Source organism: Caballeronia sp. LZ008, assembly GCF_031451435.1.
Classification (GTDB): Bacteria; Pseudomonadota; Gammaproteobacteria; order Burkholderiales; family Burkholderiaceae; genus Caballeronia; species Caballeronia zhejiangensis.
In genome coordinates, this window is sequence record NZ_JARUXK010000004.1 from 208,133 (window position 1) to 233,112 (window position 24,980).

The window sequence follows — 24,980 nt, forward strand, 5'->3', positions numbered from 1 at the left end:
GGTTTTCCGCTACGTGAAGCCACGTAGCGCGCATAAGTAGTTATGCGCTTGTAAGCGCCCGGGCGAAAGCGAATACTACCGCCCAATGCGCTATCACGGCGCAATCATCGGCCCGGAAGGGTCAATAACTAAGGAGACGCCATGAATCGGGCTTCCGGATTCCTGGTCTGGATCGCGCTCGCGCTACTGGGCGCGTTCGCATTCGGCACCATCGCGCTCGCGCACGGCGAGCGGATCAGCGCACTATGGATCGTCATCGCGGCGGTCTGCGTCTATCTCATCGCTTACCGCTTCTACTCACGCTTCATCGCGACGAAAGTGCTGCAGCTCGACGGCCTGCGCATGACGCCGGCCGTTCGTCACAACGACGGTCTCGACTACGTGCCGACCAACAAGTACGTGCTGTTCGGCCATCACTTCGCGGCGATCGCGGGCGCGGGTCCGCTCGTCGGCCCGGTGCTGGCGGCGCAGATGGGCTACACGCCCGGCATGCTGTGGATTCTCGCGGGCGTGGTGTTCGCGGGCGCGGTGCAGGACTTCGTGGTCCTGTTCATCTCGACGCGCCGCGATGGCCGCTCGCTCGGCGATCTCATCAAGATGGAACTCGGCACCGTGCCCGGCGTGATCGCGCTGTTCGGCGCGTTCCTCATCATGGTGATCATTCTCGCGGTGCTCGCGCTGATCGTCGTGAAGGCGCTGACGAATTCGCCGTGGGGCACGTTCACGGTTGCCGCGACGATTCCGATCGCGCTCTTCATGGGTGTCTATACGCGCTACATTCGCCCGGGACGCATCGGCGAGGTGTCGATCATCGGCTTCGTCGGTCTGATGCTCGCGATCGTGTACGGCGGACAAGTCGCCGAATCCGCGACGCTCGCGCCGTACTTCACGTTCACCGGCGTGCAGCTCGTGTGGATTCTGATCGGCTACGGTTTCGTGGCGTCGGTGCTGCCGGTATGGCTGCTGCTCGCGCCGCGCGATTATCTGTCGACGTTCCTCAAGATCGGCACGATCCTCGGCCTCGCGATCGGGATTCTCATCGTCGCGCCCGAACTGAAGATGCCGGCCTTCACGAAGTTCGTCGATGGCACGGGTCCCGTGTGGTCGGGCAATCTGTTCCCGTTCCTCTTCATCACGATCGCATGTGGCGCGGTGTCGGGCTTCCACGCGCTGATCTCGTCGGGCACGACGCCCAAGATGATCGACAACGAAGTCAACATGCGCTTCATCGGCTACGGCGCGATGCTGATGGAATCGTTCGTCGCGATCATGGCGCTCGTCGCCGCGTGCGTGATCGAACCGGGCGTCTACTTCGCGATGAACAGCCCGGCCGCGCTGCTCGGCTCGACGCCCGAAGCGGTCGCGCAGACCGTCTCGGGCTGGGGCTTCGTGCTGACGCCCGACATGCTGACGTCGACGGCGAAGGCGGTCGGCGAGACGACCATCGTCGCGCGTGCCGGCGGCGCGCCGACGCTCGCGGTCGGCATGGCGCACATTCTTCATCAGGTGATCGGCGGCCCGGCGATGATGGCGTTCTGGTATCACTTCGCCATTCTGTTCGAGGCGCTGTTCATCCTCACCGCCGTCGATGCGGGCACGCGCGCCGGCCGCTTCATGCTGCAAGACTTGCTCGGCACGTTCCACCCGGCGCTGCGCCGCACGGAATCGCTGCCGGCCAACCTCGTCGCGACGGGCCTGTGCGTCGCCGCGTGGGGCTACTTCCTGTATCAGGGCGTGGTCGATCCGTTCGGCGGCATCAACACGCTGTGGCCGCTCTTCGGCATCTCGAATCAGATGCTCGCGGGCATCGCGCTGATGCTCGGCACCGTGGTGCTGTTCAAGATGAAGCGCGAACGCTATGCGTGGGTCACGCTCGTGCCGACTGCGTGGCTGCTCATCTGCACGTTGACGGCCGGCTGGCAGAAGATTTTCGATGCGAATCCGAAGGTCGGCTTCCTCGCGCACGCCGGCAAGCTGAAGGACGCCTACGACGCGGGCAAGGTGATGGCGCCGGCGAAGTCGCTCGCGGAAATGCAGCGCATCATCTTCAACGATTACGTCGATGCGGCGCTTGCCGGCCTGTTCATCTTCGTGGTGTTGAGCATCGCGGTATATGGCGTGCTGGCCGTGCTGCGGGCGCGTCGCGAAGCGAAGCCGACCGTGCGCGAAACGCCGTTCGAAGCGATGCCTTCCGGCGCTTCCACCGCGGTGCGCGCGGGCCACTAAGGAGTCGAGCGATGTTCAGCGATCTTCGGCAGGCAGGACGGTATCTCGGCCAGACGATGCGTCTGATGGTCGGGATGCCCGATTACGACGCATATGTCACGCACATGCAGACGACGCATCCCGACAAGCCGGTGATGAGCTACGCGGAGTTCTTCCGCGAGCGGCAGGAGGCGAGGTACGGGTCGGGAGCGGGGAAGTGCTGCTGAGTTGATGCTGCTGGGTGGTGATTGAAGATAACGCGACGGTGAGAGCCGTCGCGTTTTTTTTGGGCGCTGCGCGAGGTGCGATCCAGCCGACCGCATGATAGTCGCGACGGCGCGTTCGCTATCCGCTCCGCTGGTGACCAAGGACCGGCAGATTCTAAGCTACGAACACGTCACGACGATTCGGTAGCAGAGAAAACAAAAAGGGCGAATGACCCAAGCCATTCGCCCTTTCCACGCTCCGTTCAACCGAAGCTCAATTCACCGCCGCCGCCGTCTTCGCGCCCTTGTTCTTCTGCGCGCGGCCGATCTCTTCCAGCTTGATCTCGACGTGCTTCGAGAACACGTACTCGGCCGGACGCTGCTTGTCGATCGGCAGATCCTTCGCGAACGCGCCCGTCGTGCGCGGGCCCGACAGCGCGATCTTCGCGGCCTTCAGCGGATGCGCCACCGTGTCCATCACGGCGGTCGCCTCGAAGCCGCAGTGGACCATGCAGTCCGCGCACTTCTCGTACTTGCCCGTGCCGTACTTGTCCCAGTCGGTGGTTTCCATCAGTTCCTTGAAGGTCTTCACGTAACCTTCGCCGACCAGATAGCACGGCTTCTGCCAGCCGAACACCGTGCGCGCCGGGTTGCCCCACGGCGTGCATTGATACGTCTGGTTGCCCGCGAGGAAATCGAGGAACAGCGTCGACTGGCTGAACGACCAGTTCTTGCCGTTGTTGCCGCGCTTGAAGATTTCGCGGAACAGGTTCTTCGTCTTTTCGCGATTCAGGAAGTGCTGCTGATCCGGCGCGCGCTCGTAGGCATAGCCCGGCGAAACCGTGATGCCGTCCACGCCGATCGGACCGAGCGTGTCGAAGAACTTCGCGACGCGTTCCGGCTCCGCATCGTTGAACAGCGTGCAGTTGATGTTCACGCGGAACCCGCGGCGCTTCGCTTCCTTGATGGCCGCGACAGCCTTGTCGTACGTGCCCGGCTGCGAAACCGAGTGATCGTGCGCCTCGCGATCGCCGTCGAGATGCACGGACCAGACGAAGTACGGGCTCGGCTCGTAATCGTCCATCTTCTTTTCCATCAGGAGCGCGTTCGTGCAGAGATACACGAACTTCTTGCGCGCCATGATGCCCTTCACGATCTGCGGCATTTCCTTGTGCAGCAGCGGCTCGCCGCCCGCGATCGACACGACCGGCGCGCCGCATTCGTCGACGGCTTCGAGGCATTCCTGCAGCGACAGACGCTGGTTCAGGATCGGATCCGGATAGTCGATCTTGCCGCAGCCGTTACAGGCGAGATTGCAGCGGAACAGCGGTTCCAGCATCAGCGCGAGCGGGTAACGCTTGGTGCCCGTCAGGTGTTGCTTGAAGATATAGGCGCCAACGCGGGCCTTCTGGAGCATCGGGATAGACAATTGTGTCCTCTCCTTATTCTTCGCGAACCGCGGCTGCCGCAACGGCGGCGACCGGCTGAGTGAGCTTCGCGGGGAGTTTGAATTCGACCTTTTCCTCGCGGCCGTTCATCGTCGTGACTTCGACGTGTCCGAACGCGCGCAGGGCATCGATCACATGTTTGACCATTTCCTCGGGCGCCGAAGCGCCCGCGGTGATGCCGACCGTTTGCACGTCGGCAAACCATTCCGGCTTGATCTCCGAACCGTCCGCGACGAGATAGCTCGGAACGCCGCTCTCGGCGCCGATTTCCCGCAGGCGGTTCGAATTGGAACTGTTGGTGGCGCCGACCACGAGCAGCACATCGACTTGCGTGCTCAGCTCGCGCACGGCGGCCTGGCGATTCTGAGTCGCGTAGCAGATGTCGCGCGTGTCCGGGCCGACGATATCCGTGAAGCGGCGCTGCAAGGCATCGATGATGCCGCGCGTGTCGTCCACGGAAAGCGTCGTCTGCGTGACATAGGCGACGGGCGTATCGGGCGCGAGCGTCATTGTCGCGACTTCGGCTTCGCTCTGCACCAGCACGACGACGCCGGGAATCTGCCCGATCGTGCCTTCGACTTCCGGATGACCCGCATGGCCGATCAGAATGAGCGTGCGCCCCTGCGATACATACTGGCGGCCCTGCACATGAACCTTGGTGACGAGCGGGCAGGTCGCGTCGAGCACGTCGAGCCCGCGCGTCCGCGCATCTTTCTCGACGCTCTGCGCGACGCCGTGCGCGCTGAAAATCGCGACCGCGCCGTGCGGCACTTCATCGAGTTCTTCGACGAACTTTGCGCCCTTGCTGCGCAGGTTGTCGACCACATGACGGTTATGAACGATCTCGTGACGCACATAAACCGGTGCGCCATGCCGTTCGAGGGCCCGATCGACGATTTCGATCGCACGGACCACGCCCGCACAAAAGCCGCGGGGTTGAGCAAGGATGATACGCATATTCGAACGAACTCCGACTGGCGCGGGTCTCGGGTTAGCCGGCGCGAAGCTCGCACTTTCCCGAAGACCTGGCCACGAACGACGCTCGGAAGCGTCAGGAAGGCCGGGGAAAGCAGACCGGAAAAAAAGACACGGTGGGGTCGGTCTGCGCGCCGAAGTTGACCGCGTATTCTAACGCGTTCCCTTTTTGGGTGCTCAATGCCCGCTTCACTTCGCGACGCGCTTCGGCACACGCAAATACGGCGATTTTGAGAACCCAGTAAACTGTCGGACGCTTCGGACCGCATGGCGGCGAGATCCGCGCCACGCGCCCTTGCCGCGCGGCCTCGCGGACCGGCTCGCCGCGCTGTTTCCCTGGTGTATTTTTCGCGCAACGCCGGGTCCATCGCGCGCATCGGCTGCGCCACTGTTTTCAAGCTAATCGTTTACTCATGCTATTAATCGCCTGGCTGTCTTTCTTGATCTGGATCGTGCTGCTGTTCGCCCGCGGCGGATTCTGGCGCGCGCAACCCGCGCCGGCGCTATCCGATACGACGATCCACGCCGTCGGCAACGCCGAGATCGCGCGCCGCGGCGCATGGCCCGCGCTCGTCGCCGTCGTGCCTGCGCGCAACGAAGCCGACGTCATCGGCCGCGCGGTCGGCTCGCTGCTCAAGCAGGACTATGCGGGCGCGTTCCATGTGATCGTCGTCGATGACCACAGCACCGACGGCACCGCGAACGTCGCGCTCGCCGCCGCCCGCGATCTCGGCCTCGAAGACCGTCTGACGATCCTGACCGCGCAGCCGCTGCCGCCGGGCTGGTCGGGCAAGGTGTGGGCGCAGTCGCAGGGCATCGGCGCGATCGACAAGCTCGGCCTGCCCGCGGAATTCCTGCTGCTCACGGACGCGGACATCCACCATCCGGCCGATGCCGCCACGCAACTCGTCGCGCGCACGATTCTCGAAGACCGCGATCTGGTCTCGCTGATGGTCCGTCTGCGCTGCGATTCCCTTTGGGAAAAGGCGCTGATTCCGGCGTTCGTCTTCTTCTTCGCGAAGCTTTATCCGTTCGAATGGGTCAACGACGCGAAGAAGGCGACCGCCGGCGCGGCAGGCGGCTGCATGCTGGTGCGCCGTTCGGCGCTCGTGGAGGCGGGCGGGATCGAATCGATCCGGCAGGAACTGATCGACGATTGCAGTCTCGCCGCGCGCATCAAGCATCGCGCGGGCCGCAACGACGCGCGCCCGATCCGCCTCGATCTCGCCGAGCACAGCGTGTCGCTGCGTCCGTACGATAGCTGGCGGGACATCTGGAACATGATCGCGCGCACGGCGTTCACGCAATTGCGCTATTCGCCTCTGCTGCTTGCCGGCACCGTGCTCGGCATGGCGGTGATCTATCTCGCGCCGCCGGTGCTCGCGCTGGCATACGGCGCGAGCGCGTGGCCCGCATGCGCCGCGTGGGCGCTGATGTGCATCGCCTATGGTCCGATGCTGCGCTATTACCGCAGATCGCTGTTGTGGGCGCCGCTCCTGCCGCTCGTCGCGTTGTTCTACGTCAGCGCGACGATCGGCTCGGCCGTGCGGTACTGGAGCGGGAAGGGCGGGCAATGGAAGGCGCGCGTGCAGGCGCCGACGCAGGAAGGTTCGTAAACGCGGCTTCTCACTTCTTCGTCAACATGGCATACAGCTCGATGACCATGTTCGGCGAGAACGTGAACGGCACCCAGCCGTGCCCGGCGTGGCGCAAGACCAGCAGGCGGTCGCCGTTCGCGTATTTCTGCGTCGCCATGACGGGATTCTTCGTGGCGGCGAAGCGCCATCCCGGTGCAATGCCCGCAGGCTGATCCGGCGACATCGACGCGCGCACGTTCGACAATTCCTCGATCAGTTCCGACACACCTTCCGGGCTCAGCTTCGCCGTCTTGCCCGCGATCGTCATTTCGACCGCATCGCGCTCCGGGCGCGACACGACGAGCGTCGGGGGCTCGTTCAGCGCGGGCGGTTCGGCGGGCGCGTCGGCATCGACCGGTTCGCGCACATCGCGCAAAGCGGGCGGTTCGTCCGATACGGCGGGCGGAGCGGCAGGCGAGCCGGCGGATGAGCGCGCAGATGCGGCAGCGGTCTGAAGGAGCGTATCGAGGCTCGACTCCAGCGCGCCGAGCTGGTCTTGTAGATTCATGCGAGTGTGTCTGTAACGTGCGTGCTAGCAGTGAGGCCCCGATTCTACCCGCTGGACTTCTCCGATACCGCCACACCTTGTAACGAAATGCACGCAACCGTGTGTCAGACGACGCGCTCGCCGAGGTTTTCGAGTTCGGTGCGCACGCGCGTCAGCACGTCGGTCCAGTCGCCGCGCTTCGTCTGCGTGAAGAGGCGCATGTCCGGATACCACGGCGTGTCGTCGCGATCGCGCAGCCACCGCCAGCAGCCCGCGAAGCGATTCAGCAGCCAGACGCGCTTGCCCATTGCGGCGGCGAGATGCGCGACCGACGTATCGACCGCGATCACGAGATCGAGTCCGTCGATGAGCGCGGCCGTGTCCGCGAAGTCGCCGACGCCGTCCATCCAGTCGGCGATCTGGCCGGCGAACGCGGGCGGCAGTTGCTTGTCGGCGTGCTCGGCCTTTTGCAGGCTGATCCATCGCACGCCGCGATACGAGAGCAGCGGCGCGAGCGTTTCCGGTGCGATGCTGCGCCGTTTGTCGCCGCGCGAATGCGTGTGGCCGCCCGCCCAGACGAGACCGACCGCCGGCATCGAGCGCTCGCCGATTCGTTCCGCCCAGAAACGCGCGCGTTGGGGATCGGCGCGCAGATAGGGCGTCGGCGCGGGAATATTGCCGATGCGCGTGCCGAAACACATCGGCAAGGACATCAGCGGGCAATGGTGCGTCCACATGGACAGATCGACGGCGTCTCCGTCGACGAGAACGATGTTCGGCCAGCGCGCGCACAGCGATTCTTCGAAGAGCCGCCGCAGCGGCGCCGGACAGACATAGCCGACGCGCGCGAAGCGTTCCAGCGCCATCGGCAGGTAGCGGCAGAATTGCAGCGCATCGCCGAAGCCTTGTTCGTGCAGCACGAGCAGGCTCGCGCCGGCGGGAAGCGGGCCGCCGCGCCAGAGCGGAATCGGCAACTCGGGCGCGCGTGCGCCGAGCGTCTGACCGTCCGTCTGAAAGCTTGCCCAACGGTGCTCGAAATGCGGCCACGCTTCGTCGTAGCGTCCCGCCGCGAGCAGCGCATGGCCGAGATTGCTGTGCGCTTCGAGGTTGTCCGGATCGAGCGCGATGGCGGCTTTCGTATGCTCGATTGCCGAGTCGAGATCGCCCAGACGGTTGAGTACCGCGCCCAGATTGTTATGCGATGCCGCGTGATCCGGCCGATGCCCGAGCGCTCGCCGATAACTCTGCGCCGCCGCTTCCATCTGCTCGTCGAGTTGCAGCGCAAGTCCGAGGTTGAACCAAAGCAGGGCGATGTCGCCGTAATCCGGAAAGCGCTCATCGGCGATGCGCAGTCCGAGGCGCGCGCTTTGCGCCGCGGCCGGGAAGTCGCGCAGGTGCAGCTGCGTCACGCAAAGCGAGTTGCAAAAGCCCGGATGCGCGGAAAGTTCGATGGCGCGTGTGAGCCACGTTCGCGCGTCTTCCGGCTTGCGCAGCGCCAGCGCGATCAGGCCGCGCAGATGAAGCGCATCGGCGTTGCGCGGATTCTCGGCGATGGCTTCATCGGCCAATTCGACGGCGATGCCAAACGCGTGCTCCGCATAAGCTCGACTGGCGCGCTGGATGAGATCGTTCTGCATGAGGTTTCCTGTCGGGGCGGACAGTGTATGCAGAGGCGAACCGGCGTCTGTAAAGATCGTTGGATGCGGCGCGCGCAAAAAAAACCGGCATGCCCGAAGGCGATGCCGGTTTCATCACCGAAGCGCGAAAGAACGCGCTCCAGCCCAACTTACTTCGCGCGCACCTGTTCGAGCGCGGCATTGAACGTCTTGCTCGGACGCATCACGGCTTCGAGCTTCTTCTCGTCCGGCTTGTAGTAGCCGCCGATATCCACCGCATTGCCCTGCACGGCGGCGAGTTCATCGACGATCTTCTGCTCGTTCTCGGCCAGCGTCTTTGCGAGCGGCGCGAACTGCTCGGCGAGCGCCTTGTCTTCCGACTGCGACGCGAGTTCCTGCGCCCAGTACATCGCGAGATAGAACTGGCTGCCGCGATTGTCGAGCTGGCCGGTCTTCGGCGACGGGCTCTTGTTGTTGTCGAGCAGCTTGCCGGTGGCCGAATCGAGCGCCTTCGCGACGAGCTTCGCACGCGCGTTGTCGTTCTTGATGCCGAGCTCTTCCAGCGACACCGCCAGCGCGAGGAATTCGCCGAGCGAGTCCCAGCGCAGATGGTTTTCCTGCACGAGCTGCTGAACATGCTTCGGCGCCGAGCCGCCCGCGCCCGTTTCGTACAGGCCGCCGCCCGCCATCAGCGGAACGATGGAAAGCATCTTCGCGCTCGTGCCGAGTTCCATGATCGGGAACAGGTCGGTGAGGTAGTCGCGCAGGATGTTGCCCGTGACCGAGATCGTGTCCATGCCGCGGATCACGCGTTCGAGCGTGTAACGCATCGCGCGCACTTGCGACATGATCTGGATGTCGAGGCCGGTCGTGTCGTAATCCTTCAGGTACGTCTCGACCTTCTTGATGAGTTCGGCTTCGTGCGGACGATACGGGTCGAGCCAGAACACGGCCGGCGTGCCCGAGTTCTTCACGCGCGTGACGGCGAGCTTCACCCAGTCGCGGATCGGCGCGTCCTTCACGAGGCACATGCGCCAGATGTCGCCCTTCTCGACTTCCTGCGTCAGCCCTTCGAGGACTTCGCCCGTCGCGTTGTCGACGATGCGCGCCGTGCCGTCTTCCGCGATCTCGAACGTCTTGTCGTGCGAGCCGTACTCTTCCGCCTTTTGCGCCATCAGGCCGACGTTCGGCACCGTGCCCATCGTCTTCGGATCGAACGCGCCGTTGGTCTTGCAGAAGTTGATGATTTCCTGATAGATGCGCGCGAACGTGCTTTCCGGAATCAGGCACTTCGTGTCTTGCGGACGGCCGTCGGCGCCCCACATCTTGCCGCCCGCGCGGATCATCGCGGGCATGGATGCGTCGACGATCACGTCGTTCGGCGCGTGCAGGTTCGAGATGCCCTTGGCCGAATCGACCATGGCGAGCGCCGGGCGCTTCTCGTGGCACGCGTGCATGTCGCGGATGACTTCATCGCGTTGCGATTCCGGCAGTGCTTCGATCTTCGTGTACAGATCGACGAGACCGTTGTTCACGTTGATGCCGAGTTCTTCGAAGAGCTTGCCGTGCTTGGCGAACGCGTCCTTGTAGAACACCTTCACGGCGTGGCCGAAGACGATCGGGTGCGAGACCTTCATCATGGTCGCCTTGACGTGCAGCGACAGCATGACGCCCGTGTCGAACGCATCCTGCATCTGGTCTTCGTAGAACTCGACGAGCGCCTTCTTGCTCATGAACATGCTGTCGACGATCTCGCCTTCCTGCAGCTTGACCTTCGGCTTCAGCACGATGGTTTCGCCGCGCTTCGTCACGAGTTCCATGCGCACTTCGCGGGCTTTATCGTTCGTGATCGACTTTTCGCCGTGATAGAAGTCGCCGTGTTTCATGTGCGCGACGTGCGTGCGCGACGCCATGCTCCACTCGCCCATGCTGTGCGGATGCTTCTTCGCGTAGTTCTTCACGGCGAGCGGCGCGCGGCGGTCCGAGTTGCCTTCGCGCAACACCGGGTTCACGGCCGAGCCGAGGCACTTGCCATAGCGCGCGCGGATGGCCTTTTCTTCGTCGTTCTTCGGCTCTTCGGGATAGTCGGGCAGCTTGTAGCCCTTGCTTTGCAGTTCCTTGATCGCGCTCGTCAGCTGATGCAGCGACGCGCTGATGTTCGGCAGCTTGATGATGTTGGTGTCGGCGTCCTGCGTGAGTTCGCCGAGCTTCGCGAGGTTGTCGGGGACCTTTTGCTCGTCGGTCAGGAATTCGGGGAATTCGCCGAGGATGCGGGCCGCGACGGAGATGTCGCTCGTCTCGACGTTGACGCCCGCCGGCGCGGTGAAGGCACGGATGATCGGCAGAAAGGCGCTGGTCGCGAGCAGCGGAGCTTCGTCGGTCAGGGTGTAGATGATGGTGGGTTGCTGATTACTCATCGCTTGTCTCGACATCCGAAAACAGGTTGGAAAAAACCGCCGGCCTCGTCACCCCTCCGGCAACAAACCGCTATTCTGCCTGATTTTGCAGGGCGCGCGTGTGAATTTCGGCTTGCGAAATTGGCCAAAACGGGCGTTTTTCTTGCGAATTCAATGACTTAATTTTTTTCGAGTCTTATACAAGAGTTGCTGTCTTCCGGCCGCGTCGCGATGGCCGGAACGTTTCACGGAATGATTTGGCGCTTCATCAAGCGAGATACCCGTTCTCCCGGAACCAGTCCAGCGCGTCCTTCAGACCTTGCGCGTACGGCCGCGCGGCGTAGCCCAGCTCGCGCTCCGCCTTCGCCGACGTGAAGTACATCTTGTTCTTCGACATGCGCAGCGCGTCGACGGTCACGAACGGCTCCTTTCCGCTCACTTTCGCGAACAGCTCCGCGCCGATCGCGAGCGGATAAAGCGGCCCGCGCGGCAGCTTGATGGTCGGCGGCTTGCGCCCGACGAATCCGGCGATGTCCGCCAACATCTGCTGCAAGGGCAGATTCTCGCCGCCCAGGATATATCGCTCGCCGATCTTGCCGCGTTCGAGCGCGAGAAAGTGCCCGTTCGCGACATCGTCGACGTGCACGAGATTGAGGCCCGTATCGACGAACGCGGGGATCTTGCCGGTCGCCGCTTCGACGATGATGCGCCCGGTCGGTGTCGGGCGCACGTCGCGCGGGCCGATCGGCGTCGACGGATTCACGATCACCGCCGGCAGCGCGTTCTGCGCGACCATGCGCTCGACCGCGCGCTCCGCGAGCACCTTGCTGCGCTTGTATGCGCCGATGGTGCTCTGCGCATCCGACGGCTTCGTCTCGTCGACGATCGCGCCCGAGCTCGTCACCTTGAGCGTCGCGACGCTGCTGGTATAAACGATGCGCTCGACACCTTCGGACAGCGCCGCGCGCATCGTCGCTTCGGTGCCTTCGAGATTCGCGCGTTCGATTTCGGCCGGATCCGGCGCCCAGATGCGGTAATCGGCGGCGACGTGAAACAGGAAGCGGCAGCCCTTGAGCGCGGCGCGCATGGACGCTTCGTCGCGCATGTCGCCGACGACGATCTCCGCGTCCAGCGATTCGACGTTCTTGCGCGGGCTGGTCTTGCGCACGAGCACGCGCACGTCGAAACCGCGTTCGATGGCGAGCCGCGCGACCGCGGAACCGACGAACCCCGAAGCACCCGTGACGAGCACGCGAGAGCCGGAAAAATCAGTCATTCTTACCTCGTTGAAAACGTCCGCGCGGCCTCGATTGTAACGATTGCCGCGCCGAAAAAAGGCTGCAAAGCCCGATGTGACAAGGGCTTGCGGCTCATGCTATGGTCCTCGCCTGCCGCGGCCGCGAGGACCGCGCAAAACATGGACACAACCGGTAAGCGATGCCTCAAGACACTCGAAACCTAAGCGCCTGGATTTACCTCGCAATCGCAATCACGCTCGCCGTGGTGTTCTGCATCGACGTGCTCACGCCGATCCGCATCGCGATCTGGGTGTTCTACGTGCTGCCCGTCGTGCTCTGCGTCTGGGCCGACCGCCCCGCCGTGCCGATCGTCACGGCGGGCGTCTCGACCGTGCTGACGCTCGCAGGATACGCACTCGCCGCCACCGATCCGAACACGAGCCGCGACGTGCTGCAGATCAACCGCGCAATGGGCATCGTCGTCATGCTCGCGCTCGCAGCGGTGGCGCATCTGTATATCAAATCGCGGCTCGCCGTACAACGCACGACCTGGCTGCAACAGGGCATCGTGCAACTCGCGCAGAAATTGCGCGGCGAGCAGTCTCCGGCTTCGATCGGCGTGAGCATCCTGCGTTCGATCATTCCGTACGTGAATGCAAAAGTCGGCGTCGTCTACGCGCTCGAAGGCGATGCGCTCGTGCGGGTCGCGTCGTGGGCGCTGCCGGACGATGCCAGCGCGCCAGCGAGGATACCGCGCGGCCAGGGACTCGTCGGACAGGCAGTCGAAGAGGCGCGCGTGCTCGAATTGCGCGACGCGTCCGCGCACTATCTGAAGGCCGGTTCGGCGCTGGGATCGGCGGCGGCGTCGCGCGTCGTGATCGCGCCGCTTCTCGCCGATGGCGACGTCGTGGGCGCGATCGAACTCGGCTTCGTCGGCAACGAAGGCCGTTTCGACGATACCCGCGCGCTGCTCGACATGGCCTCGGAACCGATCGGCATGGCGCTGCGTTCGTCGCGGTATCGCGCGCGTCTCGTCGAACTGCTCGAAGAAACGCAGCGCCAGAGCGAGGAATTGCAGGTCCAGCAGGAAGAGTTGCGCGTGTCGAACGAGGAACTGGAGGAGCGCGGCCGCGCGCTGCAGGATTCGCAGGCGCGTCTCGAACAGCAGCAGGCCGAGCTCGAACAGACCAACGTGCAGCTCGAAGAGCACACGCAACATCTGGAGCGGCAAAAGTCCGAGCTGATGCAGGCGCAGCAGGAACTGACCGCGAACGCGCTGGAAATGGAGCGCGCGAGCCAGTACAAGTCGGAGTTCCTCGCGAACATGTCGCACGAACTGCGCACGCCGCTCAACAGTTCGCTGATCCTCGCGAAACTCTTGCAGGACAACAAGCAAGGCAACCTGACCGAGGAACAGGTGCGCTTCGCCGCGACGATCCATTCGTCGAACAGCGATCTGCTTTCACTCATCAACGACATTCTCGATTTGTCCAAGGTCGAGGCCGGACAGATGGACGTGCAGTTCGCGCACACATCCGTCGATGCGATCCTGCAGACGTTGCAGCAATCGTTCGCGCCCATCGCGGGGAACAAGGGCGTCGAATTCGTCACCGCGCACGGCGAGAACGTGCCGCAATACTTCGTCACCGACAGCCAGCGGCTCTTGCAGGTGCTGCGCAATCTGCTGTCGAACGCATTCAAGTTCACCGAGCGCGGCCGCGTGACGGTCGCGGTCGAGCGCGCCGGCGACAACGCGCTGCGTTTCGATGTGCGCGACACGGGCATCGGCATCGCGCGCGACAAGCAAGAGATGATCTTCCAGGCGTTCCAGCAAGCCGACGGCACCACGAGCCGCAAATACGGCGGCAGCGGCCTCGGATTGTCGATTTCGCGCGAGTTTTCGCGACTGCTCGGCGGATCGGTGTCCGTGTCGAGCGAACTGGGGCAGGGCAGCGTGTTTTCGGTGACGCTGCCGATCGCGGCGCACGAAGGCACCGTCACCGCGAAGCTCGATACGATCGGTCACATGCGGAAAGCGCAGCCCATGGCCGCGCCCGCGCCCGCACCTGCGCCTGCACCTGCGCCTGCACCTGCGCCTGCGCCTGCGCCTGCGCCGGTACAGCCGATGCCGGCGCCCATGGTCAGTCCGGAGCCGCTCGGCATCGCCGACGACCGCGCCGACCGCAAGCGTCCGGATCGCGTGATTCTCGTCATCGAGGACGATCAGCCGTTCGCGCGCATCCTCTACGATCTCGCGCACGAACTCGATTTCGACTGCGTGCACGCGGCGACCGCCACGCAAGGCGTCGAGCTCGCGCGTTCGCTGCAGCCGAACGGCATTCTGCTCGATATCGGCCTGCCGGATCAGTCGGGCCTCACCGTGCTCGAATGGCTCAAGCACGATCCGCTCACGCGTCACATTCCGATTCACATCGTCTCCGCGACCGATCACGCCGATGTCGCGCTGCATCTCGGCGCGATCGGCTACACGCTGAAGCCGAGCGCGCGCGAAGAACTGGCGCACGCGATCCGCAAGCTCGAAGCGCGCTCGTCGCAGGGCATGCGCCGCGTGCTCGTCGTCGAGGACGATCCGGCGTTGCGTCAGAGCATTCACGCGCTGCTCGCGAGCGACACGGTGGGCATCGTCGAGGCAGGATCGATCGCGGAGGCCATCGAGGAGATGCAGCGCGTGCCGTTCGATTGCGTCGTGATGGATCTCGCGCTGCCCGACGGCTCCGGTTACGAACTGCTCGAACGCGTGTCGACGAGCGGCGGGCACGCGTCGCCGCCGGTCATCGTCTATACGGGACGCCTGCTGTCGCAGGAAGAAGAGCAGCGCCTGCGCCGCTATTCGAAATCGATCATCATCAAGGGAGCGAAATCGCCGGAGCGTCTGCTCGACGAAGTGACGCTGTTCCTGCATAGCGTGGAAAGCGCGCTGCCGCCGGAGCAGCAGCGCATGCTGCGCGCGGCGCGTCAGCGCGACGACGTGTTCGAAGGCCGCACGATCCTGCTCGCCGAAGACGACGTGCGCAACATCTTCGCGCTGTCGCGCGTGATCGAGCCGCTCGGCGCCACGCTCGAGATCGCGCGCAACGGACGCGAAGCGCTCGAAGCGCTCGCGCGCCGCAACGATATCGACCTCGTGCTGATGGACATCATGATGCCCGAAATGGACGGCCTGATCGCGATGACCGAAATCCGCAAGCGCACGGAGCACGCGCGTCTGCCGATCATCGCGCTGACGGCGAAAGCGATGCCGAGCGATCGCGAGAAATGTCTCGAGGCAGGTGCGGACGATTACATATCGAAACCCATCGACGTGGATAAGCTCGTGTCTTTATGTCGGGTTTGGTTGCGGCAGCGATGAACATGGCGAACGACGGCAGTCACGACGAAGAAGCGACGTTCGACATCGAACTGAAGCTGATTCTGGAAGCGATCTACCTGCGCTATCAGCACGACTTCCGGCATTACTCGATGAGTTCGCTGAGAAGACGCCTCGCGCAAGCCGTGAACGATCTCGGCCTGCCGACGCTCTCGCATTTGCAGGAGCGCATTCTGCGCGATCCGGCGCTGTTCGCGCGGCTGTTCCAGTACCTCACGGTGCAGGTGAGCGAGATGTTCCGCGATCCGCACTACTTTCGCGCGATTCGCGAGCAGGTCGTGCCGATTCTGCAGACGTATCCGTCGATCAAGGTCTGGGTCGCGGGATGCAGCACCGGCGAGGAATTGTGGTCGCTCGCCGTGCTCTTCGCCGAAGAGAAGATCGCGGATCGCACCGTGTTCTACGCGACCGACATCAACGCCGAAGCGCTGCGTCAGGCCGAGAGCGGCATCTATCCGCTGGAACGCATGGCGAGCTTCAGTCAGAACTATCTGGCGGCGGGCGGCAAGCGTTCGCTGTCGGACTACTATCACGCCGCGTACGGCGCGGCGAAGTTCTCGCAGACGCTCAAGTCGCGCGTCGTGTTCGCGGATCACAGTCTCGCGACCGACAGCGTGTTTCTCGAAGCGCATCTCGTGTCGTGCCGCAATGTGCTGATCTATTTCGATCGCGCGTTGCAGGATCGCGCGCTCGGTTTGTTCAGCGATTCGCTCGTGCGGCGCGGATTTCTCGGGCTCGGCAGCAAGGAAAGCCTGCGCTTTTCCACCTATGCAGACCGCTTCGCGGATTTCAATGCGCGCGAGCGGCTTTACCAGAAGGTGTGACGATGTTCGACGCGCATCGCATCGGAGCAGTCGTGATCGGCGCATCGGCGGGCGGCGTCGAGGCGCTCAATCATCTGTTGCCCGCGCTGCCGAAGACGTTCGTGCTGCCCGTGCTGATCGTCGTGCATGTGCGGCAAGGACAGCCGAGCCTCTTGCCGGGATTGTTCGCGTCGCGCTGCGAACTGGCCGTCGAAGAGCCGTTCGACAAGGACGAGATCGCGCCCGGCACCGTGTATTTCGCGCCGCCGGGATATCACATGCTCGTCGAGGCGGAAGGCGGCGCGGCGCCGGCGATCGCGCTGTCGGTCGATCCGCCGGTGCGCTTCTCGCGGCCATCGGTGGACGTGCTGTTCGAATCGGCGGCGCATGCGTATGGCGAACGTCTGCTCGGCATCGTGCTCTCCGGCGCGAACGACGACGGCGCCCGCGGCGCGCGCGCGATCCGCGAGGCGGGCGGCGCGTGCTGGGCGCAGAACCCGGAGACGGCCTCGGCCCCGGCCATGCCGCTCGCGGCGATCGCTGAGGACGCGGTGAACGAAGTACTGACGCTCGATGAAATGGCGTTGCGGCTGTCGCAATGCATCGGCCGGCAGCCATGAAAAGAAGGCAAGGAGTCACCAGATGACGCAACCCATCCACGTGCTGATCGTCGATGACATTCGCAACAACATCACCGCGCTCGAAGCGTCGCTCGCGCGGCCGGATCTGTCGGTGCTGAAGGCCGAGTCGGGCCCCGCCGCGCTGGAGCTGCTGCTCAAGCACGAAGTCGCGCTCGCGATCCTCGACGTCAACATGCCGGGCATGGACGGCTTCGAGCTCGCCGAACTGATGCGCGGCAGCCCGCGCACCGCGCACGTGCCGATCATCTTTCTCACGGCGACGGCGCAGGACGCGAGCCGCACGTTTCGCGGCTATGAAGCGGGCGCGGTGGATTTTCTCTACAAGCCCTTCGATTCGCGCATCCTCAATTCGAAGGTCGATGTCTTCATTCAGATGGAGCGTCAGAAGCAGCAACTCGCGACGCAGCTCGCGACCGTGCAGCAACTGCTCGATGCGAACGAAATGCTGATGGCCGTGCTCGGTCACGATCTGCGCACGCCGCTTTCCGCGGTCATCGCGTCGGCGGAATATCTCGCGCGTTTCGTGCAGGACGAGAACGTGGCGAACATCGGCACGCGCATCAAGTCGAGCGGCATGCGCATGGTGCGGATGGTCGATCAGTTGCTGAACCTTGCGCGTCTGCGTGGCGGGCGCGTGACGCTGCAGCCGCGCGCCGTCGAGTTGATGACGCTCGCGAAGAATATCGTCGATGAATACGAGGCGCGCGTCGGCAAGGGGCGCATCTTCGTGCTGCGTCAGGGCGACACGCTCTTGCAGGGCGACGGCGATCTGCTGTCGCAGGTGTTCTCGAATCTCATCGGCAACGCGCTGCAGCACGGTCACGAAGGCTCGGCGATTCAAGTGCGCCTCGACGGCAACGCCGAGGACATCACCATCGCGGTGCAAAACGCCGGCGAGATTCCCGCGGACGTTCTGCCGACGATCTTCGCGCCGTATCGATCGGGCCGGCGTCAGAACGAGTCGAGCGGCCTCGGGCTCGGGCTTTACATCACGCGTGAAATCGCGCAGATGCATGGCGGCGACGTATCCGTGCGCTCGACGTCCGAAACGGGCACGGTGTTCGAAGTGAGGCTGCCGCGCGTGCCGCATCCGCGCTCGGGCGAACACGCCGACATGGCGCAGCCCTTTCGCCTGAGTTGAAGCGCGTGTCTACAATGCGCCTATGAACACTGGAAAGGAGTGAGCGCGATGCCGGGCCCGGATCTGGATACGAGAATCGAAACCTATTACGTGCGTGTGCGCGGCGTCGTGCAGGGCGTCGGTTTCAGGCATCACACGGTGCGCAAGGCGCATGCGCTGGGCGTGCGCGGCTGGGTCGCCAATCTTGATGACGGCTCCGTCGAAGCGGTCGTGCAGGGCGCGGCCAATCAGGTCGATCTGATGCTCGAATGGCTGCGACGCGGGCCGCCGCATGCCCGCGTCACCGAGTTTCACAGCGAGGAGCGCCACATCGAGAAACGCTACGAGCGCTTCGAGCAGCACTAACGCGCGACCAGCAGGCTCTCCGCGAACTGCCATTCCTCGTCGCGCCACTGATGCGTGCATTCGAAGCCCGCATCGGCGGCGATGGGCGCGACTTCATCGGCCGCGTATTTGTGGCTGCTTTCCGTCCAGATCGTTTCGCCTTCGCGGAAGTCCACGCGCAGATCCGCGCCGCGCACGCGTACGGAAAGCGCGCGCTTCGCACGCAAATGCATCTCGACGCTGCGCGCATCCGGATTGAAGCGCGCGACGTGCTCGAAGGCGTCGATCGGAAAGTCGCCGCCCAGTTCGCGATTGATGCGCGCGAGCATGTTCAGGTTGAACGCGGCCGTCACGCCGATCGGATCGTCGTACGCGGCGATCAACACCGGCAGCGGCTTGATGAGATCGGTGCCGAGCAGAAGCGCGTCGCCAGGCTGCAGCATGCCGCGAATCGAGCACAGGAACTTCGTCGCCGCAAGCCGCGCGAAATTGCCGATGGTGCTGCCGAGAAACAGCACGAGCAGTCTTTCGCCGTCCTTGCGCTTGGCGCTGACTTCGGAGAGTCCGGCGAGGTAGTCGCGTTCATGTCCGACAATCGACACGCGCTCGATATCGCTCAGTTCGCGCCGGCACAACTGCAATGCGGTGCGCGAAATTTCAATCGGATGATAGGCGGTCGGCTGCTTCTTACACAGCGCTTCCAGGATGCGGCGCGTCTTGCGGCCGCTGCCGCTGCCGAGTTCCGCGACCTGAATGTCGCCGGGCATCGCCGCGACGATATCCGTCGCGTGGTCCTTCAGCACGCGCTCTTCGGCGCGCGTCACGCCGTACTCGGGCAACGCAGTGATCACTTCGAAGAGGGCCGAACCCACTTCGTCATACAGATACATCGACGGCAGTTCTTTCTGCGGACGCTTGCTGAGTCCTGTGTGCACAGCCTCTGCGAAGGCATTGTTGAAGCGGGGGGAAAGGGCAGCTTGAGTCATGACGTCTCCATCGATGCGGCGTTTTCTTCGCGTGCCACCGGGAAACGATGGCACGGCGCGTTGTTGCAGCGGATGCTTCGACGTGAGCGGCGGATGATCGCGCGGTGTGCCGCTCGGACTGAGGGACAGGCCGGCTGAACGCGCCGGACCGACGAGGGTCGCCGATCAACATGACCGGCAAAAGACAACCGCAAGAGACAATGTTCACGCGGCAGAGTTCATGCCGAATGCGAAGCATGAAGGAAGCAAAAAGCGGGCGCACGCGGCAGTTTTCTTTGAAGCGCGTTCCGAAAACAAAGCGCTCGCGGCGTTTAGAATGCGCAGTTCACGTTGTGTCCGGCTTGCATTCACCTTCAACGCGCAGCGACTTTCCCGATGAATCAGCATGACCTCGCGCGCGGCATCGCGCTGTCCGTCGCGGCTTCCGCGCTCTTCGCGCTCATGTCGGGCTACACGAAATGGCTCGCGCCGCTCGACGGCCTCGACATCTTCGCGTGGCGTATCGTGTGGACATTGCCGGGCGCGCTCGCGCTGGTCGCGGTGAGAAAGCGCTGGCCGCAATTATGCGCGCTCGTCGCGAGGCTCGCCAAAACGCCGCGACTGCTGCTGATGTTCGCGATCACGGCCGCGCTGCTCGGCCTGCAGTTGTGGATCTTTCTCTGGGCGCCGCTGCACGGGCGCGCGCTCGAAGTATCGCTCGGCTATTTCCTGCTTCCCCTCGCGATGGTGCTGCTCGGACGCTTTCACTACGGCGAGCGGCTCGATGGATTCCAGTGGGCAGGCGTCGCGGCGGCGGCCGTCGGCGTTGCGCATGAGCTCATCGCCACGCATGCGTTCGCATGGCCGACGCTCGTCGTGATGCTCGGTTATCCGCCGTACTTCATGTTGCGTCGACGGCTCAACGCGGACCCGCTCGTGTCGTTCGCGGTGGAGATCATGCTGATGTCGCCCGTCGCCGCGCTCATGCTGTTCGCGCGCGGCGCGTTCACGGAGGTCGCGGGCGCGCCGCATCTGTGGCTCGTGCTGCTTCCCGGACTCGGCGCATTGAGCACGATCGCGCTCGCGTCGTATCTGCGCGCGAGCCGTCATCTGCCGCTCGCGCTATTCGGCATTCTTGGCTATGTGGAACCGGTGCTGCTCGTCGGCGTGGCGGTGCTGCTGCTCGGCGAGCCGTTTTCAGCGCACCAGCTCGGGACCTATGTGCCGATCTGGATCGCTGTCGTGCTGACGGGCGTGCATAGCGCGCGTCTTCTGATGCGCTCGCGCAAAAAGGTATCGCCGATGCCGATGAGCGAGCATCACGCGAGCGTCGAGCATGAAACCGTCGCGGATGAAATCGAGCGCGTGGATTGATCAGCGCGCCCCGTGCGTTTCGATGGGGGCGTCGTGCGGATCGCGCATGAGGTCGAGCCCGAACACGACGCCATCGAAACGCGTGCCGCGCTGATCCGAGAACATAGGCAAGTAAAAAGGCGAGCCCGAAGGCTCGCCTGAATCGAACGCACCGGTTTGTTGATATGCAATGCCCGATGCGCAATGCGAGGGACGCTCGCCTCCCTTACTTCTTCGCCGCGTCGACCTTCGCATCGGCGGCCGACTTGTTCGCGTCGTTTTGTGCTTCGACTTTTTCCTTGTCGGCCTTCGCTTGTGCCACGTTGGCATCCTTCGCTGCGTCCTGCTTTTTCTTGTCGGCCTTGCTTTGTGCAGCGTGCTTTTTCTTGTCGGCTTTCGCCTGTGCCTTGGCGGCATCACCGCGAGCGTCGGAAGCCTGTTCCGGCGTGGTCGCCTGCGCTACCTTCGCGGCTTCCTTGTTGGCGTCGGCTTGCGCCGATGCCTTGTCCTCGTTCGCCGATGCCTGCGCCTTGGCGGCGTCGTGCTGTACTTCGGCCTTCTTCTTGTTGGCGCTCGCCTGCGCCTCGGCCTTTTCGTTGTTCGCCTTCAGTTGCGCTTTGCCGGCGTCGGTGGCGGCGGTTTGCGCGAATACGGTGGAGACCAGCATGGCGGATGCGAGAGCAGCGACGATCTTCTTCATGGTTTGAAACTCCCTTGATCTTTTATTCGAGGACGCGTGGCGCGCAGTGCGCCGCGCTGACGATGAAAACGCCGCGTGCTTCGATCCAGTTGACGTTCTTCTGGTGACAAACAGTAACCAGTGGCGAGCAAATGAAACGGCATGCGGTAAAAGCGGCGGGATTGCTTGGGCGCGAGCATCTGCATTACCGAACCGGCTGAAAAAGCTGTTACGTCGTAGCGAATTCGCTTCCATTTGTAACTGTGGTTTTAACGATTGGGAATCCGAACGAATCAGCTTATTTGTAATCATTGAAATGCGCGGTTACCAAGTAATGCAGTTATTTCTTAGCTGTCTGCTTAAGATGATTTCCACGAACCCGGCTAAACGGGAAATGGAGAAGCTCATGAAACGCACAGCACTTGTCTTGTTGATGATCGGTAGTCTGACGATGGCGGGCCAAGCCTCGGCGCACGGACACGGCGGTGGCCGCGGCCACGGCGGCGATGGCGGTGCGATCGTCGGCGCGCTGATCGGCGGAGCGGTGCTCGGTGCGCTGGTCACATCGGTCGCCAATGCTCAACCGGCTTACGCGCAACCCGTCTATCAGCAACCCGCGTATGCGGAGCCCGCATACGCACAGCCTGTTTACGCGCAGCCGACGCAGCCGCCTGGCTACTGCTACGACAACTATCGCAATGCGTACGTGCCGTGCGGCTACTGATCCTCTGATCGTCTGACGCGATGAGACTCGCGGCACGTCCCTTGCGCTGATGCGGACACGGTCGTTGCACGACATACGCGACGACCGATACGCAAACTCGGGAGACTTGCAATGAACGCGACTACGAAGAAGTTGGTGATTTCCGCGCTGGTACTCGGCTTGTCGGGCGGCGTCTATGCGCAAGCGGGCGGCGGCGGTTCGATGGGCGCAGGCGGCAACGGTTCGGCCGGCGCCGGTTCGGCTGCGGGCGGCAAGGGCGGCGGCGTCGGTATGGGCGGAACGGGAATGGGCGGCTCGGCGGATGGCACGACCGGCACCGGCGCGAAGAGCGGCATGGGCAACGACGCGACCAACGGCATGAGCCAGGATCAGGGCACGGTGCAACGCAGTGCGCCGAACAACGGCAACATGAATTCGGGCGGCACGAAGTCCGACGGCAGTGGCACCAAAAAGGCCTATTGAAGCGAGGCCGGCGCGCAGTCGGGTGCGATCGCCGCGACGTCCTCGGGACGTGTTGCGGCATCCGCCCGGCGGCGGCGCGCGAGATTAAAGCTTATTGAGGGCTCGCCGACGCCGCATCGACGGATGCGGCCGGTTCGAACGCCTTTGCGCGCACGCTGACCTTCTCGGCGTAGGCGCGCGAACCGCCGTAGCTTTTCAGCGCGGCATCGACATCGCCCTGAGCGGACTTCACATAGCCGTGCAGGATGGCAGAGCCCGTCTCGATGTTGTCTTCCGGATCCGTCAGATCGACGTTGCGCACCAGTTTCTTGTGCGCCGACGGCACCACTTGCATGAGGCCCGTTGCATTGTTCGGCCCTCGGGCGGTTTCCTTGAAGCGCGATTCGATCGAGATGATGGCGAGCAAAAGCGCCGGAGGCAGCGAATATTTCGACGCGGACGACATGACCGCCGTAGCGATGGTTTCCGCCTTTTGGCGCGCCACGCCGAATTTGCGCGTGAGCATTTCCGAAATCTTGTGACTTGCCTGCTCGGCCTTCGGGTCTTGCGCGACGGCGGACTGCGCGACCGGATTGCTGGCGGCGAGCGGATTGTCCTGTGCGTGGGCGGCAGGCGCGCCGTTCAGCGAGAGGGCAAGGGCGGCAAAGATGACAAGTACACGACGCATCGGATGGACAGATCAAAGCGGAATCGCATTATAGCCACATAAAAAAGCCTTGTGGATCATGTACTTGTCTTAAATCTGATGTTTTGTTTCGCGGATCGGAAGGAATTACGTGCGTTCGGCACGCTTGGAAGCCGGCGCCGATATGCCTTCGCCCGCATCGTCCGAGAGACGCGCGAACATCGGGAGCGAGGCCAGGACGACCAGCGCCGTCACGATGAAACCGCACGCCAGTTGCCAGCGCTCGGTATGCGCGCTGCCGGAAACGAGCATCGTCGCCTGAATCGTGCCGGCGGCGACCGTCACGCCGACCGCCTTCATCAACTGTTGCGCGGTGCCCTGGAACGAGGTCGCGGCGGCGAGGCGCGGCTTGGGCACATCGGCGAAGGCGAGCGCGCCCATCGTCGCGAAACTCAGCGACCGGCCGAGTCCGCCGAGCAGCAGGAGCAGGAAGATCGCGGCGGCGGGCCAGGCCTGCGACATCGTCGAGCAGACGAGCAGCACGGCCGCGAACACGACGCTGCCCGCGCATAAAACCGTCCGCACGGAGAAGCGCCGCAGCGCGAGCGCCGTCATCGGGCGCATGCAGAACGAGCCGAGCGCGCTCGCGAACGTGACGAGGCCGCTCGCCGTCGCGCTGTAGCCGAAGCCCGTCTGTAGCGTCAGCGGCACGAGAAAGGGCAGCGCGCCCGCGCCGGCGCGAAACAGGCTGCCCGCGACCGTCGCGGCGTGGAACGTGGGGATCGAAAGCAACGAAAAGTCGATGGCCGGATTCGGCACGCGCCGGCAATGCAGCACGGTCGCGCGAAAGAGCAGCAGGCCGACGGCGACGCAAATCCACGGCACGCCGGCCGGCAGCACGCCGCGCCCCGCGCTCTCGATGCCGATCATGAACAGACTCAGCGACGCGCCCGACATCAGCATGCCGCGCAGATCGGGCGGCGTGCGTTCTTCGGGCGGCGAAGGCGGCAATAACTTCCAGGTGAGAAAGAGACCGGCGACGCCGACCGGCACGTTGACCCAGAAGATGCTGCGCCACGAGAGCGCGTCGGTGAGAAAGCCGCCGAGCGGCGGGCCGAGCAACGGACCGACGAGCGCGGGCATCGTGAGCCATGTCGTCGCTTGCAGCAGTTCCTCGCGTTTGACGCCGCGAAACAGGATCAGACGGCCGACAGGCACCATCATCGCGCCGCCGAGGCCTTGCACAACGCGCGCGGCGAGCAGTTGCGGCAGGTTCATCGCCGCGGCGCACGCAACGGACGCGAGCGTGAACGTCGCGATCGCCCACATGAACACGCGGCGCGCGCCGAAACGGTCGGCGACCCAGCCGCTCGCGGGAATGAAGACGGTCAGCGCAACGAGATAGGCGGTGATCGCGCTGGACAGATGAACGGCGTCGACGTTCAGATCGCGGGCCATCGCCGGGATGGCGGTCGCGACGATCGTGCCGTCCATGTTTTGCATGAAGAGCGCCGAAGCGACGACGGCGGCGGTGATGCGGAAGTTGCCGCCTTTCACGATGCGGCGCTCGTATGCGCGCTGAAGGCTTGTTGCAAGGCGCTTTCGAATGGGAATGGACGCATGGCGCACAGTCTAGCGCGATACGCGAACGTGCGTTCTTCGATGCA

The 24,980-nt window shown here is 64.0% G+C and carries 21 protein-coding genes and 1 pseudogene; 12 read left to right on the plus strand and 10 right to left on the minus strand.

Annotation, left to right across the window (positions count from 1 at the left end; translation table 11 throughout):
* Positions 1–141: 141 nt before the first annotated feature.
* The 3 genes and pseudogenes from QCE49_RS25685 to QCE49_RS25695 form a co-directional block, all read left to right on the plus strand.
* Positions 142–2,226, plus strand: coding sequence for a carbon starvation CstA family protein (locus QCE49_RS25685; RefSeq protein WP_008354280.1), 2,085 nt, complete (start codon positions 142–144; stop codon positions 2,224–2,226).
* Between the two features lie 11 nt (positions 2,227–2,237).
* On the plus strand, positions 2,238–2,432 hold the full coding sequence (locus QCE49_RS25690; RefSeq protein WP_008354281.1) for a YbdD/YjiX family protein: 195 nt from the start codon (positions 2,238–2,240) through the stop codon (positions 2,430–2,432).
* Positions 2,433–2,511: 79 nt separating this feature from the next.
* Positions 2,512–2,619: pseudogene (locus tag QCE49_RS25695) on the plus strand (PIN domain nuclease); the annotation flags it as partial.
* Between the two features lie 66 nt (positions 2,620–2,685).
* Here the strand turns inward: QCE49_RS25695 and hpnH are convergent.
* Complete coding sequence (gene hpnH / locus QCE49_RS25700; protein WP_008354282.1) at positions 2,686–3,840, minus strand: adenosyl-hopene transferase HpnH; 1,155 nt, start codon at positions 3,838–3,840, stop codon at positions 2,686–2,688.
* Positions 3,841–3,853: 13 nt separating this feature from the next.
* Complete coding sequence (gene ispH / locus QCE49_RS25705; protein WP_008354283.1) at positions 3,854–4,816, minus strand: 4-hydroxy-3-methylbut-2-enyl diphosphate reductase; 963 nt, start codon at positions 4,814–4,816, stop codon at positions 3,854–3,856.
* Between the two features lie 431 nt (positions 4,817–5,247).
* Between ispH and QCE49_RS25710 the strand changes: the two genes are divergently transcribed.
* Positions 5,248–6,450, plus strand: a complete 1,203-nt coding sequence (locus tag QCE49_RS25710) for a glycosyltransferase (protein ID WP_008354285.1) — start codon at positions 5,248–5,250, stop codon at positions 6,448–6,450.
* Between the two features lie 10 nt (positions 6,451–6,460).
* On the opposite strand, the gene QCE49_RS25715 is transcribed toward QCE49_RS25710, so the two are convergent.
* The 4 genes from QCE49_RS25715 to hpnA form a co-directional block, all read right to left on the minus strand.
* Complete coding sequence (locus tag QCE49_RS25715; protein ID WP_250457961.1) at positions 6,461–6,979, minus strand: hypothetical protein; 519 nt, start codon at positions 6,977–6,979, stop codon at positions 6,461–6,463.
* Positions 6,980–7,083: 104 nt separating this feature from the next.
* Positions 7,084–8,595 carry a tetratricopeptide repeat protein gene (locus QCE49_RS25720; RefSeq protein WP_250457963.1) on the minus strand — a complete coding sequence of 504 codons (1,512 nt, stop codon included), beginning with the start codon at positions 8,593–8,595 and terminating at the stop codon, positions 7,084–7,086.
* 149 nt (positions 8,596–8,744) lie between these two features.
* Positions 8,745–10,991 (minus strand): NADP-dependent isocitrate dehydrogenase, encoded by a 2,247-nt coding sequence (locus QCE49_RS25725; RefSeq protein ID WP_008354288.1) that lies wholly within the window; start codon positions 10,989–10,991, stop codon positions 8,745–8,747.
* Positions 10,992–11,238: 247 nt separating this feature from the next.
* Complete coding sequence (gene hpnA / locus QCE49_RS25730; protein WP_250457965.1) at positions 11,239–12,246, minus strand: hopanoid-associated sugar epimerase; 1,008 nt, start codon at positions 12,244–12,246, stop codon at positions 11,239–11,241.
* 161 nt (positions 12,247–12,407) lie between these two features.
* Here hpnA and QCE49_RS25735 point away from each other — a divergent pair, with 161 nt between their 5' ends.
* The 5 genes from QCE49_RS25735 to QCE49_RS25755 are packed head-to-tail and all read left to right on the plus strand — an operon-like array spanning position 12,408 to position 18,526.
* Positions 12,408–15,578 carry a response regulator gene (locus QCE49_RS25735; RefSeq protein WP_309806571.1) on the plus strand — a complete coding sequence of 1,057 codons (3,171 nt, stop codon included), beginning with the start codon at positions 12,408–12,410 and terminating at the stop codon, positions 15,576–15,578.
* The gene (locus QCE49_RS25740) at positions 15,575–16,420 is read left to right on the plus strand and encodes a protein-glutamate O-methyltransferase CheR (protein ID WP_008354292.1); all 846 of its coding nucleotides are present in this window, start codon (positions 15,575–15,577) and stop codon (positions 16,418–16,420) included. Before QCE49_RS25735 ends, QCE49_RS25740 begins: the two co-directional genes overlap by 4 nt.
* 2 nt (positions 16,421–16,422) lie before the next feature.
* Positions 16,423–17,019 (plus strand): chemotaxis protein CheB, encoded by a 597-nt coding sequence (locus QCE49_RS25745; protein WP_008354293.1) that lies wholly within the window; start codon positions 16,423–16,425, stop codon positions 17,017–17,019.
* Between the two features lie 22 nt (positions 17,020–17,041).
* Complete coding sequence (locus tag QCE49_RS25750) at positions 17,042–18,181, plus strand: hybrid sensor histidine kinase/response regulator (protein ID WP_175982330.1); 1,140 nt, start codon at positions 17,042–17,044, stop codon at positions 18,179–18,181.
* Positions 18,182–18,229: 48 nt separating this feature from the next.
* Positions 18,230–18,526: an acylphosphatase gene (locus QCE49_RS25755; RefSeq protein ID WP_008354295.1), complete on the plus strand. Its 297-nt coding sequence runs from the start codon at positions 18,230–18,232 to the stop codon at positions 18,524–18,526.
* Here QCE49_RS25755 and egtD read toward each other — a convergent pair.
* On the minus strand, positions 18,523–19,491 hold the full coding sequence (gene egtD, locus QCE49_RS25760; RefSeq protein ID WP_033535963.1) for an L-histidine N(alpha)-methyltransferase: 969 nt from the start codon (positions 19,489–19,491) through the stop codon (positions 18,523–18,525). The genes QCE49_RS25755 and egtD overlap by 4 nt on opposite strands.
* Positions 19,492–19,866: 375 nt before the next feature.
* Between egtD and rarD the strand changes: the two genes are divergently transcribed.
* Positions 19,867–20,844, plus strand: a complete 978-nt coding sequence (gene rarD, locus QCE49_RS25765; RefSeq protein WP_250440814.1) for an EamA family transporter RarD — start codon at positions 19,867–19,869, stop codon at positions 20,842–20,844.
* A gap of 205 nt (positions 20,845–21,049) precedes the next feature.
* Here the strand turns inward: rarD and QCE49_RS34640 are convergent, their stop codons facing one another.
* Positions 21,050–21,814 carry a hypothetical protein gene (locus QCE49_RS34640; protein ID WP_250457968.1) on the minus strand — a complete coding sequence of 255 codons (765 nt, stop codon included), beginning with the start codon at positions 21,812–21,814 and terminating at the stop codon, positions 21,050–21,052.
* 94 nt (positions 21,815–21,908) lie between these two features.
* Here QCE49_RS34640 and QCE49_RS25775 point away from each other — a divergent pair, with 94 nt between their 5' ends.
* Both QCE49_RS25775 and QCE49_RS25780 read left to right on the plus strand, forming a co-directional pair.
* On the plus strand, positions 21,909–22,226 hold the full coding sequence (locus QCE49_RS25775) for a hypothetical protein (RefSeq protein ID WP_250436180.1): 318 nt from the start codon (positions 21,909–21,911) through the stop codon (positions 22,224–22,226).
* A gap of 111 nt (positions 22,227–22,337) precedes the next feature.
* Positions 22,338–22,688, plus strand: a complete 351-nt coding sequence (locus QCE49_RS25780) for a hypothetical protein (protein ID WP_008354301.1) — start codon at positions 22,338–22,340, stop codon at positions 22,686–22,688.
* A 91-nt stretch (positions 22,689–22,779) separates the two neighbouring features.
* On the opposite strand, the gene QCE49_RS25785 is transcribed toward QCE49_RS25780, so the two are convergent.
* Together QCE49_RS25785 and QCE49_RS25790 are read right to left on the minus strand one after the other, a co-directional pair.
* Positions 22,780–23,355, minus strand: a complete 576-nt coding sequence (locus tag QCE49_RS25785; protein WP_250457969.1) for a transglycosylase SLT domain-containing protein — start codon at positions 23,353–23,355, stop codon at positions 22,780–22,782.
* A gap of 105 nt (positions 23,356–23,460) precedes the next feature.
* Entirely contained in the window at positions 23,461–24,870 is a 1,410-nt protein-coding gene (locus QCE49_RS25790) for a DHA2 family efflux MFS transporter permease subunit (RefSeq protein WP_250436179.1), read from the minus strand.
* Positions 24,871–24,980: the final 110 nt, after the last annotated feature.